General features: G+C 60.8%; 12 protein-coding genes. 3 read left to right on the top strand and 9 right to left on the bottom strand.

The annotated features are described in order from the left end of the window. Positions 1–357 precede the first annotated feature (357 nt). Together Q0K23_RS01770 and Q0K23_RS01765 are read right to left on the bottom strand one after the other, a co-directional pair. Complete coding sequence (locus tag Q0K23_RS01770; protein ID WP_294517124.1) at positions 358–1,875, bottom strand: hypothetical protein; 1,518 nt, start codon at positions 1,873–1,875, stop codon at positions 358–360. Between the two features lie 13 nt (positions 1,876–1,888). Then, on the bottom strand, positions 1,889–2,128 hold the full coding sequence (locus Q0K23_RS01765) for a hypothetical protein (RefSeq protein ID WP_294517122.1): 240 nt from the start codon (positions 2,126–2,128) through the stop codon (positions 1,889–1,891). A 439-nt stretch (positions 2,129–2,567) separates the two neighbouring features. Between Q0K23_RS01765 and Q0K23_RS01760 the strand changes: the two genes are divergently transcribed. Beyond that, positions 2,568–3,017, top strand: a complete 450-nt coding sequence (locus Q0K23_RS01760; protein ID WP_294517120.1) for a pyridoxamine 5'-phosphate oxidase family protein — start codon at positions 2,568–2,570, stop codon at positions 3,015–3,017. Positions 3,018–3,123: 106 nt separating this feature from the next. Here Q0K23_RS01760 and Q0K23_RS01755 read toward each other — a convergent pair whose 3' ends face one another. From Q0K23_RS01755 to Q0K23_RS01725, 7 genes are all read right to left on the bottom strand, one after another. After that, positions 3,124–3,519, bottom strand: coding sequence for an arsenate reductase ArsC (locus Q0K23_RS01755; protein WP_294517117.1), 396 nt, complete (start codon positions 3,517–3,519; stop codon positions 3,124–3,126). 1 nt (position 3,520) lies between these two features. Next, complete coding sequence (locus tag Q0K23_RS01750; protein ID WP_294517115.1) at positions 3,521–3,874, bottom strand: thioredoxin family protein; 354 nt, start codon at positions 3,872–3,874, stop codon at positions 3,521–3,523. A gap of 66 nt (positions 3,875–3,940) precedes the next feature. Then, complete coding sequence (locus Q0K23_RS01745) at positions 3,941–4,954, bottom strand: permease (protein WP_294517113.1); 1,014 nt, start codon at positions 4,952–4,954, stop codon at positions 3,941–3,943. An 86-nt stretch (positions 4,955–5,040) separates the two neighbouring features. Continuing rightward, on the bottom strand, positions 5,041–5,352 hold the full coding sequence (locus Q0K23_RS01740; protein ID WP_294517111.1) for a helix-turn-helix transcriptional regulator: 312 nt from the start codon (positions 5,350–5,352) through the stop codon (positions 5,041–5,043). A gap of 124 nt (positions 5,353–5,476) precedes the next feature. Then, positions 5,477–7,363, bottom strand: a complete 1,887-nt coding sequence (locus Q0K23_RS01735; RefSeq protein WP_294517108.1) for an ABC transporter ATP-binding protein — start codon at positions 7,361–7,363, stop codon at positions 5,477–5,479. A 17-nt stretch (positions 7,364–7,380) separates the two neighbouring features. Further along, the gene (locus Q0K23_RS01730; protein WP_294517105.1) at positions 7,381–9,120 is read right to left on the bottom strand and encodes an ABC transporter ATP-binding protein; all 1,740 of its coding nucleotides are present in this window, start codon (positions 9,118–9,120) and stop codon (positions 7,381–7,383) included. After that, a complete protein-coding gene (locus Q0K23_RS01725; RefSeq protein ID WP_294517103.1) occupies positions 9,117–9,587 on the bottom strand; it encodes a MarR family winged helix-turn-helix transcriptional regulator in 471 nt (156 codons plus the stop codon). Before Q0K23_RS01725 ends, Q0K23_RS01730 begins: the two co-directional genes overlap by 4 nt. Before the next feature lie 201 nt (positions 9,588–9,788). On the opposite strand from Q0K23_RS01725, the gene Q0K23_RS01720 reads away from it, so the two are divergent. Next, the gene (locus Q0K23_RS01720; protein WP_294517101.1) at positions 9,789–10,730 is read left to right on the top strand and encodes a LysR family transcriptional regulator; all 942 of its coding nucleotides are present in this window, start codon (positions 9,789–9,791) and stop codon (positions 10,728–10,730) included. 152 nt (positions 10,731–10,882) lie between these two features. After that, complete coding sequence (locus Q0K23_RS01715) at positions 10,883–13,267, top strand: LuxR C-terminal-related transcriptional regulator (protein ID WP_294517097.1); 2,385 nt, start codon at positions 10,883–10,885, stop codon at positions 13,265–13,267. The last annotated feature ends 11 nt before the right edge of the window (positions 13,268–13,278 follow it).

Below are 13,278 nucleotides of genomic sequence, written 5' to 3'. Positions count from 1 at the left end.
CGAGGGCCTGCTGAAGCGTTACTTCGGCTAATCTGAGCGAGTAAAAATCCCCGGACCGGAAGGTCCGGGGATTTTTTTGCTGTGGCGGGCCTCGTCACCGAGCGTTTTGCCGGAGGCAAAACCTCGATGCCGGGCGGATTCACTCCGCCCGAGCAGATGAAATCAGCGGGGCCCCCATGGGACGGGTCCCAAGGGGAGCGGCCCGCCACGGCAAGGCTTTCGAGGGCCTGCTGAAGCGTTACTTCGGCTAATCTGAGCGAGTAAAAATCCCCGGACCGGAAGGTCCGGGGATTTTTTGCAGTCAGCTGCGGTGGGGTGCATAAGGAAAAGGCGGAAGTGTCTGTGCCTCCTCCGGCCTCAGTCCGGATAGGTGAAAACCGGCTCCTCGCTGTCCCAGTTGAGATAATAGCATACCTGACAGGGAATCCCCAGGCAGTCCACAAAGATGCCATCAAAGACATGCCAGGTATCTTCAATGGAACCCTCGATCGCAGAACGGGTGCCTTCATCAATTGAAGACAGGAATGCTTCCGGCGTCATGCCTCCCTCTGAGCCAAGGCTATAGGAGACGGTTATCAGGCATTCGTCTGCGTCATAGGAGGCCTTCCAGTGGTCATCATCACTGATGCCGAAATCTTCTTTGATTCCGTCGAATATCTTGGAAAGGGCCAGATTGGTCCTTTCCCGGCTGTCTTCGTAATCGCCCAGCTCATCAAATTCGAGAAATGCGGACATATAATCGCCGCTGTCCATCAGCGCGAGGGCGTTGTTGTAGTCTCCGGCCTTTATGCTCTGTTCCAAATAAAATTCCGTACTGTCGGCCATTTTCCGGCTGTCCTTGTAAGTACCCAGCGCCTCAAAGATCTCGATTGCTTCCTCATAGTACATCTTGGAGAGATTGGCGTCAGAAGAGATAGCCTCGCCCTCGGACAGGATGAGGGACAGACCCTCGTCGCTGCCGGTCTCACCGTAGGATACAAGGGCCATGGCCTTGTCGTACTGGGCCTGCTGGGCCTGATCGGCGCTGTCCTTGTAATCGCCCAGGGCCTCAAATGCGGCGGTCGCGCCGTCGTAGTCCCCGGACTCCAGAAGGGATGCCGCATGGTTATATGCGATGCTGTTTTTCATGCTTCCGTAGATCAGTGCTCCCGCCACGATCACCACAACAGCGATGGGAACAAGGATCATGGCCAGCCTGCGGGATTTCTTCGCCTTTTCTTCCGCCGCCGCCTTTTCTTCCGCCTCCTGCTTGAGACGCGCATCCCGGTCGGCCTTCAGTTGCTCCAGATCCAGCGCTGACAGGTAAGCGGCCGTTCTGCGGCAGTGGTGGCAGGACGGTTCACTCTGGCGGTTGAGCGCGCCGCACGCGCACTGCCACAGGTCTTTTTCTGTTTTGTACATGAACGTGCAATCCGAACCGTATTTGATCTGATACTGCTTTGTAAGCTCCCTGTCCTTCAATGCGGACTCGGCCGTAACGGGGGCGGGAAGAGGCTCCCAGGGCGCCCCGGAACTTGTCCAGATGGTATTGTCCGAAAAGATAACCTGCGCCACAGAGATGGAAAAGGCCCGTGTGGCTTGGTCCGGAAGAAAGACAGGGACCTTCTGCCCGAAATCTGTGTCCCGCGCCGCGCTCAGGTCCAGATACTGATGATCAACCGTACCGCCCAGCGGCTGATTCACTGTGTCCAGCGGTGTGAGCGTGACGGTGGCCGCCTTGATTGCCTTATCCTGAATATTGCGGATTTTCAGCTGGGCCAGCACCTTGCCTGTCTGGTTGTCCTTGAGCAGAGCTCCGGCGGCGATGATCACGGGAGCGCCGGTGGAGTACAGATTTTCAGGCAGGGCGGACAGCTTGGAATATCGCTCGCTCATTGCCCCATCCCCTTTACAGCTCAGGGAGCTGGTCGGCTTCGGCGGCCTTCTGCACCCCGCCGCAGCCCGCCATCTGGTGTACGTCATCGACCAGCTGGCCAAAGGCGTACAGCGGCCAGGAGGACAGCAGGACGACCAGGCCGCTGCCGCCGCAGGACACCAGAAGCACACCGTTGAACGTGTCGAAGAAGGTCAGCAGCTCCACGATGATGCCGACCGCCATGCATACGATGCCGATGCCTCCGCATACCATTGCCAGGGTCCTCAGTTTTTTGCCGATGTTGTCGTGTTCCTTCCTTTCCGCACGGCCTCCGAAAGGACGTGCTCTCTTGTTTTGGGGCTTTGCTGGTCTTGATGTGCCCTGCGGCTGGGAAAACGGGTCGTGTCTGCGCAGGATGACTTCACGGATTGGTACAGGGCGCGCCGCAATTGATATGGATTAACCTGATTTAATTTTATGTGGATGGGAAGAAAAAACAATATTCCGGCTGCATAGTGTTTTCTATATTCCAGCCCGATCAGTCCAATTTTGGAATTGTGATGGAGGAAGGATGTGGTATACTGTAACTGGTACGGCGGCAGTGAAGCGTTTGGATCGCCATGACGAAAAACGCGAGGTGAAGGAAATGACGCATGAAGAATTCCAAGCGGCCATAGACTACTGGAAGGAAAAAGATGCCGGAAGTGTCAAGATGGAGCGTGCAAAGCTGGTGGAGGCGGTGGATGCATATATCCGGTCCAAGAACACCGGTGCGCTGGCCACCGGCGCCGGGGACTTTGTCCGCTGCACACCCCTCGAGTACAGCTACCATGACGGAGCCTTCTGGATTTTCTCTGAGGGCGGGGAGAAGTTCATCGCTCTGGAGAAGAACGACAATGTGTGCCTGGCCATCTTTGACGGATACGGCTCCCCCGGAGGTCTGCACGGAATGCAGGTCATGGGGAAGGCGGAGATGGTGGAGCCCTTCTCTGAGGCGTATATGGCCCATGCCGCCTACCGGAAGGTGCCCGCTGAGCTTCTGAAGAAGCAGTCGCCTCCCATGAACCTGATCCGCATCAGGCCCACCAGGATCGACTACCTGTGTTCTGAGTTCAAGAAAGCCGGCTGCTCCAGCCGGCAGTCCCTGGTGCTGGAGGAGTAGCAGCTGCCGGGACTTATAAGTGAAGATACAAAACAGACTGGGCAGAGCGTCAGATCGCTCTGCCCAGTCTGTTTTTTGCGCCATATAACCCGAGATGGGGGAGACATTATGACAGCGTCTTTACAAGGTCCTCCACCCGGTTGTGGATCTGCCGTATCACATCCAGAAAGACCTGGTCGCTCTGGCCGGTGGGGTCGGGCAGCTGCCAGTTGTAGTCAAAGGCCCGGCCGATGTAGGGACACCCCACGTCGCAGCCCATGGAGATGACCAGGTCGGGGGTGGGGATCTGGTCGATGGTCTTGCTGTACTGGGTTTTCTCCATGTCGATGCCGTAGACCTGCTTCATCAGCCGCACCGCGTCCTGGTTGATCTGGGGCTTGGTCTCGGTGCCTGCGGAGTAAAAGTCGAACCGGTCCCCGGCCAGATGGCGGCCCAGAGCCTCGGCGATCTGACTGCGGCAGGAGTTGTGGACGCACAGAAAGGCGATCCGCTTTCTTGCCATCTTACTTCCCCCAATCTGTCAGCAGCTTGGCCACCTGATCGGCCTTGAGCACCCGGCCGCCCGAGGCGATTCTGCCGTTAATCTCCAGGGCGGGCATCATCATGGCGCCGCTGGCCATGATCTCCCTCATGTCGGTCACATACTCCACCTGGACGGGCAGACCCAGAGTGCGCACCGCCTCCTGGGTGCTCTCCAGCAGGGCGTGGCAGTTCTTGCAGCCCGAGCCCAGCACCCGGATACTGGTGATGGGACCGGAGGCGGCGGGGGAGGGGGAGGCCTCACAGCCGCAGCTGCACCCGCAGGTGCAGGCGGAAGTATTTTCTTCATTTTTCTTTCCAAATCCAAACAGTGCCATAGCGATTCTCTCCTTTTGAATAAACATGATGATCTGATTGAAAACTGATTGAAAAGGGTATCTGCTTTACACCAGCAGGGGCTGGAGGGCGTTGAAGAAGTATCCCACCAGAATGATGCCCACCGTACAGATGGCGATGAAAATACCCAGCAGCTTGGGCTTGACGGCCTTGCGCAGCAGGATGAGGGAGGGGAGGGACAGGGTGGTCACGGCCATCATGAAGGAGAGCACCACGCCCAGCAGGGCCCCCTTGGCCAGCAGAGCCTCGGCGATGGGGATGGTGCCGAAGATGTCGGCGTACATGGGCACGCCCACCACGGTGGCCAGGATCACGCCGAAGGGGTTGCGGCTGCCCAGCAGGGCCACCACATAGTCGGCGGGAATCCAGTTGTGGATGACGGCGCCGATGCCCACCCCCACCAGCACATAGGGGAACACCTTTTTGGCGGTGGAGACCACCTGTTCCCAGGCGTAGGACAGCCGGTCCGAGATTTTCAGAGTCTCCTGGGGCTGGTCCAGGACCTTACCGCCCCGGATGTACGGCTCCACCTGATCGTCCAGCCGGAGGGCCTCGATCAGCGTCCCGCCGGCAACCGCCACGATCAGGCCAAAGACCACATAGACCACCGCCACCTTCCAGCCGAATACCCCCATCAGCAGCACCAGGCTGCCCAGGTCCACCATGGGGGAGGAGATGAGAAAGGAGAAGGTGACCCCCAGGGGCAGCCCGGCGGCGGTGAAGCCCATGAACAGGGGGATGGAGGAGCAGGAGCAGAAGGGGGTCACGGTCCCCAGCAGGGCGGCCAGGCAGTTGGCCCCCAGGCCGTGGAACCGGCCCAGAATGCGCCTGGTCCGCTCGGGCGGGAAAAAGCTCTGAATGTAGGAGATGAGGAAGATCAGGCAGCCCAGCAGCACCATGATCTTGACGGTGTCGTAGAGGAAGAACTGCACGCTTCCGCCCACCCGGCTCCCCGGGTCCAGACCCAGCTTCTCCACCAGGCCGGTCATCAGACGGCTGAGCCAGGCCATGCCCAGAATCTCATTCTGGAAAAAGTACCATACCGATTGCAACGTTTCCATAGCGCCTCCTAAACCAATAAATCAAAAATTTTCGATTTGAAATCCCGGAAAAAACGCCACCGTTCCGGGTGGCGTGGGATATTCCGTCACTTGCAGCAGCAGCAGGGGTTCTGCCCCTCCGCTGCGCCGGTGATCTCCTGCAGCAGCTCCACGGCGTTGGCGCTGCCCTGGGGACTGATGCGGTAGTGGGTCCACTTGCCCTCCTCGCGGCCCACCACAATGCCTGATTCACAGAGAATTTTCATGTGGTAGGACAGGGAGGACTGGGGCATGCCCAGGGCCTCAGTCAGCTTGCAGGCGCAGATTTCACCGCCCCGCAGCAGCTCCAGAATCTGCTGCCGCCGGGGGTCGCACAGGGCCTTGAACACCGCGGCCCGCTCCTCGTATACTGTGGCCATGTGCACACCTCAAATCCAAAAATCTTGATTTATTATAGCGCCGGGAAAGCGCGCTGTCAAGAGAGAATAAAGCCGGCTTCGGAATTGATTCCGAAGCCGGCAGTCAGATGGGCAAAAGCGCAGGTCAGGCGGTCTCCTCGGCGAAGTTGCCGGTGTAGAGCTGGTAGTACTTGCCCTTCTTTTCCATCAGCTCGTCGTGGGTGCCCCGCTCGATGATGCGGCCCTGCTCCATGACCATGATGCAGTCGGCGTTGCGGACGGTGGAGAGCCGGTGGGCGATGACAAAGGTGGTGCGGCCGGTCATCAGGGCGTCCATGCCGTCCTGGACCAGCTTCTCGGTGCGGGTGTCGATGGAGGAGGTGGCCTCGTCCAGGATCAGCACCGGGGGATCGGCCACGGCGGCCCGGGCGATGGCCAGCAGCTGCCGCTGGCCCTGGGACAGGTTGGCGCCGTCGCCGGTGAGCATGGTGTCGTAGCCGTCGGGCAGGCGGCGGATGAAGCCGTCCGCGTTGGCCAGCTGGGCGGCGGCCATGCACTCCTCGTCGCTGGCGTCCAGGTTGCCGTACCGGATGTTCTCCATCACGGTGCCGGTAAACAGGTGGGTGTCCTGGAGCACGATGCCCAGGGACCGGCGCAGGTCGGGCTTCTTGATCTTGTTGATGTTGATGCCGTCGTAGCGGATCTTGCCGTCGGCAATGTCGTAGAACCGGTTGATCAGGTTGGTGATGGTGGTCTTGCCCGCGCCGGTGGCGCCCACGAAGGCGATCTTCTGGCCGGGCTTGGCCCACAGGGTGATGTCGTGGAGCACCAGCTTGTTCTCGTCGTAGCCGAAGTCCACGTCAAAGAACCGCACGCCGCCGGCCAGGCGGGTGTAGGTCACGGTGCCGTCGGCCTTGTGGGGGTGCTTCCAGGCCCAGACGTTGGTGCGCTGCTCCGCCTCGCTGAGCTGGCCCTGGGCGTCCTCCTTGGCGTTGACCAGCTCCACATAGCCCTCGTCGGTCTCGGGCGTCTGGTCCATCAGGTCAAAGACACGCTGGGCGCCAGCGGCTGCGGTGACCACAAAGTTCACCTGCTGGCTCACCTGGGTGATGGGCTGGGTAAAGCTCTTGTTCAGGCCCACAAAGGTGATGACCGTGCCCAGAGTGACCCCGGCCAGGCCGTTGATGCCCAGGACGGCGCCCACCACGGCCACCACGGCGTAGCTGAGCCAGCCGATGTTGGCGTTGATGGGCATGAGCAGGTTGGCGTAGCGGTTGGCCTTGTCGGCGCTCTGGCGCAGGGCCTCGTTGACCCGGCGGAAGTCGGCCTTGGCGGCCTCCTCGTGGCAGAATACCTTGACTACCTTCTGGCCGTCCAGCATCTCCTCGATGAAGCCGTCCACAATGCCCAGGTTCTTCTGCTGCTGGACATAGTAGGCGCCCGACAGGCTGGAGAACTTGGCGGTGACCAGCAGCATAATCACGGCCGTGACCAGGGAGATGACGGTGAGGGCGGGGTTGAGCAGCAGCATGGTGATCAGGGTGGCCACCATGGTGATGGAGGAGTTGATGATCTGGGGGATGCTCTGGCTCAGAAGCTGCCGCAGGGTGTCCACATCGTTGGTGTACACGGACATGATGTCGCCGTGGGCGTGGGTGTCGAAGTACTTGATGGGCAGGGACTCCATCCGGCGGAACAGGTCGTTGCGCAGGTGGAGCATGGTGCCCTGGCTGACCGAGACCATGATGCGGTTGTAGCCGAAGGCGGCCGCAATGCCCACAATCAGCAGCACGATCAGCTGGAGAATGGCGGAGGCCAGGCCGCTGAAGTCGGTGGAGCCGCTGGCGAGCATGGGGGCGATGTAGTCGTCCACCAGGGTCTGGGGGAAGGTGGCGGCCACCACGGTGGCCACGGCGGAGATCAGGATGCACAGGAGCACCAGTGCAAAGGGCAGCTTATACAGGCGCAGCATGTAGCGCACCACCCGGCGGAGCACCGGGATGGAGCTGGCCCGGGATTTTGTTTCACTCATACAGGGGATTCCTCCTTTCAGGCGGGCTGGTCGAAGTCGCCGCCGCCCTTGACCTGGGACTCATAGATCTCCTGGTAGATGGCGTTGGTCTTCAGGAGATTTTCGTGGGTGTCAAAGCCGTCGATGCGGCCGTTGTCCAGCACCAGGATGCGGTCGGCGTCCTGGACGCTGGAGACCCGCTGGGCGATGATGATCTTGGTGGTGCCGGGGATGCGCTGGGCAAAGGCCCGGCGGATCTTGGCGTCGGTGGCGGTGTCCACAGCGGAGGTGGAGTCGTCCAGGATCAGCACCTTGGGGCGCTTCAGCAGGGCCCGGGCGATGCACAGCCGCTGCTTCTGGCCGCCGGACACGTTGGCGCCGCCCCGCTCAATGCGGGTGTTGTAGCCGTCGGGGAAGCGGTCGATGAACTCGTCGGCGCAGGCCGCCCGGCAGGCCTCCACGCACTCGGCCTCTGTGGCGTCCGGGTTGCCCCAGCGGAGGTTTTCCAGAATGGTGCCGGAGAACAGGGTGTTCTTCTGCAGCACCACGGACACCTGGTTGCGCAGGGACTCCATGTCGTACTGCCGCACGTCCAGGCCGCCCACCCGGACCTGGCCCTGGTCCACGTCGTAGAGCCGGCAGATCAGGTTCACCAGGCTGCTCTTGCCCGCGCCGGTGCCGCCGATGACGCCGATGGTCTCGCCGGACTTGATGTGCAGGTCGATGTCGGTCAGGGCGTTCTTGCCGCTGCCGTGCTTGTAGGAGAAGCTGACGTGGTCGAAGTCGATGCTGCCGTCGGCCACCTGGAAGACGGGCTGCTCCGGCTCCTTCAGGTCGGGGGTCTCCCGGAGCACCTCGCTGATCCGGTTGATGCTGGCCAGGGACATGCTGATCATGACCACCACCATGGACAGCATCATCAGGCTCATGAGCAGGGACATGACGTAGCTGAACAGGCTGGTGAGGTCGCCGGTGGACATGCTGCCGCCCACGATGAACTGGGCGCCCAGCCAGGACACCATGATGATGCAGAAGTACATGGCCACCATCATGGCGGGGCTGTTGAAGGCCAGCAGGCCCTCGGCCTTGACGAACAGTCGGTAGAGGTTGTGGGAGGCCTTGGAGAACTTGTCGTCCTCAAAATCCTCCCGCACAAAGGCCTTCACCACCCGGATGGCGGACACGTTCTCCTGGACGCTGGCGTTCAGGTCGTCGTACTTGCGGAACACCTGGTTGAAGATCTTGATGGTGACCGTCATGATGGCGCCCAGCACCACGATGAGGAAGACCACCGCGATGAGGAAGGTCAGGCTCAGCTTGGGGCTGATGATGAGGCACATGATATAGCTGAACACCAGGGTGAGGGGGGCGCGGACGGCGATGCGGATGACCATCATAAAGGCGTTCTGCACGTTGGTGATATCAGTGGTCATCCGGGTGACCAGGCCGGGCACGCTGAATTTGTCGATGTTGGAAAAGGAGAAGGTCTGGATGTTGTTGTAGACGGCCTCACGCAGGTTGGCGGCCAGGCCGGAGGAGGCGCTGGCGGCGAATTTTCCCGCCAGGGCGCCGAACAGCAGGCTCATGGCGGCCAGCACCACCATGACGATGCCGTAGCGGTACACAGTGGGCAGATCGGCCTTCTCCAGCCCCTGGTCGATGATGATGGCGGTGATAAAGGGCAGCAGGATCTCCATGACCACCTCAAGGGCGGCCATCGCGATGCACAGGAGGGTGTCCCGCTTGAAGCGGCCCAGCTGACGCAGTACGGTTTTCACGATTTTGATTCCTCCTTCTGAGATTGCGCTGTCAGTGCGGACAGGTTTTGCAGCAGCTTTCCCTGTAAATGGTCCAGGGCGCTCAGCTCCTCCTGGGAGAAGCCGTCGTACAGCCGGCTGTGGACCCCCTGGATGGTCTCCTCCAGAGCGGGCCACAGCTGCCGGGCTTTCTCCGTGGCGAAGAGCAGGCGGCGCCGGTCGTCCTCCTCGCAGCGCTCCACCCGAATGTACCCCTTTTCCCGCAGCCGCTTGACCATGCCCGAAAGGGTGGCCATGGAGTACCCGAAGGCCCGGTGGATGTCGGTCAGCAGGGTGCCCTGTTCCTCACGGCACAGCAGGAAGAGAAGGATGTGGGACTGAACGGCTGTGATGCCCCTGGGGGCCAGACGGCGGCTGACGCACTGTTCCAGCTGAATGTACAGCCATCTGCCGTCCTGGAGCAGCCGCTCCTGATCCACCTGTGTCATATGCCCGCCCGCCTTTCTATTTGTTTGGATCGGAACTATTTGTCCCTCAATGTTTATACCACAGCCATTCTTGCATGTGAAATTCAAATGTGCTATATTCTATAAAAGAATTTTATTGATTCTTTGAATTGAACAAAGGGCCCGAGCGGGAAGGCGAAGTCTCTGTGAAAAACGCGCACCGGGCCGGAAAGAGGGAGTCACATGAACACCACACAGCTGGAGTGCTTTATGGAGGTGGCCAACTGCCTGAACTTCTCCCGGGCGGCGGAGCACCTGTGCATCACCCAGCCGGCGGTGAGCCACCAGATCAACACCCTGGAGAACGAGCTGGGGGTGAAGCTGTTCCACCGCACCAGCAAGAGCGTTCGCCTGACCCAGGAGGGATTTCTCTTCACCCAGTACGCCGGGGAGCTGCTGAAGATCTCCGCCCTGTCCAAGGCCAGAGTGAAGGAGTGCCGGCAGGAGGCGCCCATGCGCCTGGTCATCGGCTGCCGGAACACCATGGAGATGTGGCTGCTCCGGCCGGCCCTGGCCCAGCTCCGGCGGAGCAGGCCGGAGGTGCTGCCCATTCTGCGGCTGGTGCCCTTTGACGCCCTGGAGAATCTGCTGGAGGAGGAGAGCATCCACCTCATGTTCACCTTCCGGGAGTCGGCGCCCCAGAAGGCCCGCTATCTGGAGCTGGCGCGCTGCCCGGTGATGTGCATCTGCGCGCCGGACCACCCGCTGGCGGAGGAACAGACGGTCACCATCCGCCAGCTCCAGGAGGCGGGGCGCATGGCGGCCTGCCGTCCGCCCGCCTGCCCCAGAGGGCTCTTTGAGATCCAGGGCAGGGCCATAGGCAGCCGGAACACCAGCCAGATCCTCTTCTGTGACACTCAGGAGGCCATCTATCCCCTGGTGGAGGCGGGCTATGCCATTGCCCTGGTCCCCGACTTTCCCAAGGTCAGGCTGCCCCAGCTGCGATACATCCCGCTGGCGGATGCAAAACCCCTGTCCTTTGGCGCCGCCTGTCTGCCCGGCAAAGGGAACCCTGCCCTGGGGCACTTCCTGGACCTGCTGTCCCGGAGCCTTCAGGACGGCGCGGGGAACAGCAGGGGGGCAGACGGTTCCCCGCAGGCGGCGCGGCACAGGGAGGAGAGATGAAAAATCCCCCATTTGCGGGAGTGACAGGGAGGGGAATTTCAGCTATAATAATGTGTCAAGGAAAGCGGAAAGGGAGTGAGACAGTGGAGAAGCTCTACTTTTCGAAGGAAATATCTCAAAAACTGTCGAAAATTTATTGCCGGGGCCTTGTAATGGTAGAGGCGCCCGCGGGATATGGCAAGACCACGGCCGTCCGTTGGGCGATGCGCGAAGTGCCTTCGGAGCAGATCCATTGGTTTACGGCGGTGAGCTGTCTTCAGGACACAAGCCTGGACTGGTTCATCCGGCAGATTGGACAGCTGGACCCGGGCACAGGCGCCGCCCTGCGGCAGCTGGGCTTTCTGAACCGGAGCAATGTCAGCATTGCGGCGGATATCCTGGCCAATCTCCATGTCTCTGAGCCCTGCTACCTGATTCTGGACAATTTCCAGCTGATAGGGGACAACTGGCCTCTGCCGCTCCTGCAGGCCATGGCGGACCGCAGGCGAGACGAGCTGCATGTGATCCTCATCTCCCAGAACTTCGGAAAGCTCCGCGCGGTTTTTGAGAATACCACCAATGTGTGCCGTTTTTCGTCGCGGGACCTGCTGCTCAACCGGAAAAACATTGCGGAATACGGCCAGCAGCTGGGTCTGAGCCTGACGAAGCAGCAGACAGAGACCATTTACCGGAACACAGAGGGCTGGGCTGCCGCTGTGTCGCTGTATTTTGAGCACCTGTGCCAGGACGGCGGAGGCCTGCCGGAATTTCAGGACATGGATGAGCTGCTGCATGAGTTTTTCTGGGGAAAACTCTCCGGTGAGGAGCAAAAGATGCTTCTGCGGGTGGCGGTGTTTGATTACATCCGGGAGGAGCAGCTGCCGGAGATCGCACCCGGCCAGGAGGAGGCCCTGAGCGGCCTTCTTGTGCGCATCCCGCTGATGCACCATGACCAGCGGGAGCGGACCAGCTATCCCCATGAGCTGCTGCGCCATTTCCTGCTGAGAATGCTCAACACCGCGCCTGCTGAGCTCCGCAGCCAGGTCTACGAGGCTGCGGGCGAGATCTACCACAGAGCGGGCAGCAATAAAAAGGCGGTGGAGTGCTTTTTCCAGGCTGGAAATGACGAAAAGCTCTTCTCCTGCGAGCTGACCGGGCTGCTCAATGAGAAGTTCGGCAATACTAGCTATACAGCCCTTGCCCAGACGGTGCTGGCGCGCTGCTCCGACCAACTGCTGGCGGCCTATCCGCTGTCCATGCTGCGGCTGTGTGTGGCCCTGTTCGCGGGCACTGATTTTGACGGCTTTTCTGCGGTGCTGGAGCGGTGCCGAACTATTATAGAGAAAGATGGAAGCCCCCAGCTGATGGGCGAGTGGCATATTGTGGCCGCCTTCCGGGCGTTCCCCGATATCGCCGGGATGAAAGCGCATTACCTGGCGGCGGACGGCCTGATGACAGAGCCCTCCCGGATCTTCACGCCCAGGGAGCCCTATATGTTCGGCACGCCCTCCATGTGGTATCTGTTCTACCGGACGCCGGGGCGGATGATGGAGACGGCCGAGGAGCTGCGGGACATGCTGGAGGTCTACAACCGCCTGACGAACCACCACGGCGCGGGGGCCTATGAGATGTATCTGGGGGAGGCGCTCAGCGTACAGGGCCGGTTCGACGAGTCGGATATCTACGCCCACAAGGCGGCGATGCTCTCAGAGCGCTGGCAGAACGCCAGCGTGACCTACGGCGCGGCGCTGCTGCTGGGCATCAACGCCATCTATCAGTCGGACATGATCTCCCTCCAGAAGGCCGTTGAATACCTGGAGAACAAGGCCCTGGCCTATCCCTTCCTCCGGCACACGGCCATCAACACCCAGATGGCCGAGACCGTGCGCGGCTATCTCCTGGGCCTGATGATGGAGCCCGACCGGTCCGCGGTGTGGGCCCGGGGTCCGGCGGATATGCTCAACGACCTGACCTTCACCAACTTTATGGCCAAGACCAACCGCATCACCGACCTGATCCTGCGCAAGGAGTACAAGCGGGCCATCGCCAGCGTGGAGGCGTCCCTGTCTCTGGACAGCCGCCTCATCTCCCTGTCCACCCGCAATTTCATGTGCGTGGGGCTGGCGCTGTGCTATCTGGCCGTCGGACTGCCCAACCGGGCGGCAGAGTGGCTGGATCAGTCCCTGACCCTGGCCGAACAGGACAAAAACTATACCTTCCTGGCCTGTTTCCGAAAGTATCTGTCCATTTTGTTCCTCCTTCCCTCCATGAAGAAAAAGCACGGCAAGGCCATCCAGGAGATCAAGGCCCTGGAGATCCACTATACCAAGGCGGAGGAGAGCCGGATTTTCTACATGCTGGAGAAGTATCCGGAGCAGATGAGCGAGCTGACCGAGCGGGAACGGGAGGTGGCCCAGCTGGCGGCGGCCGGACTGCGCAACAGGGAGATTGCCGAAAAGCTCTTTATCTCCGAGGAGACCGTGAAGAGCCACATCCGCAGTATTTTCAACAAAACCAATATTGACCGGCGCAGCCGACTGGTGGAACTTTTGAAATAACCAGGAAAATC

The sequence above is a fragment of the uncultured Pseudoflavonifractor sp. genome (assembly GCF_944387275.1).
In the GTDB taxonomy this organism is placed as follows: domain Bacteria; phylum Bacillota; class Clostridia; order Oscillospirales; family Oscillospiraceae; genus Pseudoflavonifractor; species Pseudoflavonifractor intestinihominis.
The sequence above is the reverse complement of the archived record's forward strand: the minus strand, read 5'-3'. Positions and strand labels throughout refer to the sequence as shown.

Coding starts and splice junctions, on each gene's coding strand:
- Q0K23_RS01745 (WP_294517113.1), bottom strand. CDS start 4,954: ATGGAAACGTTGCAATCGGTATGGTACTTTTTCCAGAATGAGATTCTG.
- Q0K23_RS01760 (WP_294517120.1), top strand. CDS start 2,568: ATGGAGCGTGCAAAGCTGGTGGAGGCGGTGGATGCATATATCCGGTCC.
- Q0K23_RS01720 (WP_294517101.1), top strand. CDS start 9,789: ATGAACACCACACAGCTGGAGTGCTTTATGGAGGTGGCCAACTGCCTG.
- Q0K23_RS01765 (WP_294517122.1), bottom strand. CDS start 2,128: ATGGTATGCGGAGGCATCGGCATCGTATGCATGGCGGTCGGCATCATC.
- Q0K23_RS01735 (WP_294517108.1), bottom strand. CDS start 7,363: ATGAGTGAAACAAAATCCCGGGCCAGCTCCATCCCGGTGCTCCGCCGG.
- Q0K23_RS01740 (WP_294517111.1), bottom strand. CDS start 5,352: ATGGCCACAGTATACGAGGAGCGGGCCGCGGTGTTCAAGGCCCTGTGC.
- Q0K23_RS01770 (WP_294517124.1), bottom strand. CDS start 1,875: ATGAGCGAGCGATATTCCAAGCTGTCCGCCCTGCCTGAAAATCTGTAC.
- Q0K23_RS01750 (WP_294517115.1), bottom strand. CDS start 3,874: ATGGCACTGTTTGGATTTGGAAAGAAAAATGAAGAAAATACTTCCGCC.
- Q0K23_RS01715 (WP_294517097.1), top strand. CDS start 10,883: ATGGTAGAGGCGCCCGCGGGATATGGCAAGACCACGGCCGTCCGTTGG.
- Q0K23_RS01755 (WP_294517117.1), bottom strand. CDS start 3,519: ATGGCAAGAAAGCGGATCGCCTTTCTGTGCGTCCACAACTCCTGCCGC.
- Q0K23_RS01725 (WP_294517103.1), bottom strand. CDS start 9,587: ATGACACAGGTGGATCAGGAGCGGCTGCTCCAGGACGGCAGATGGCTG.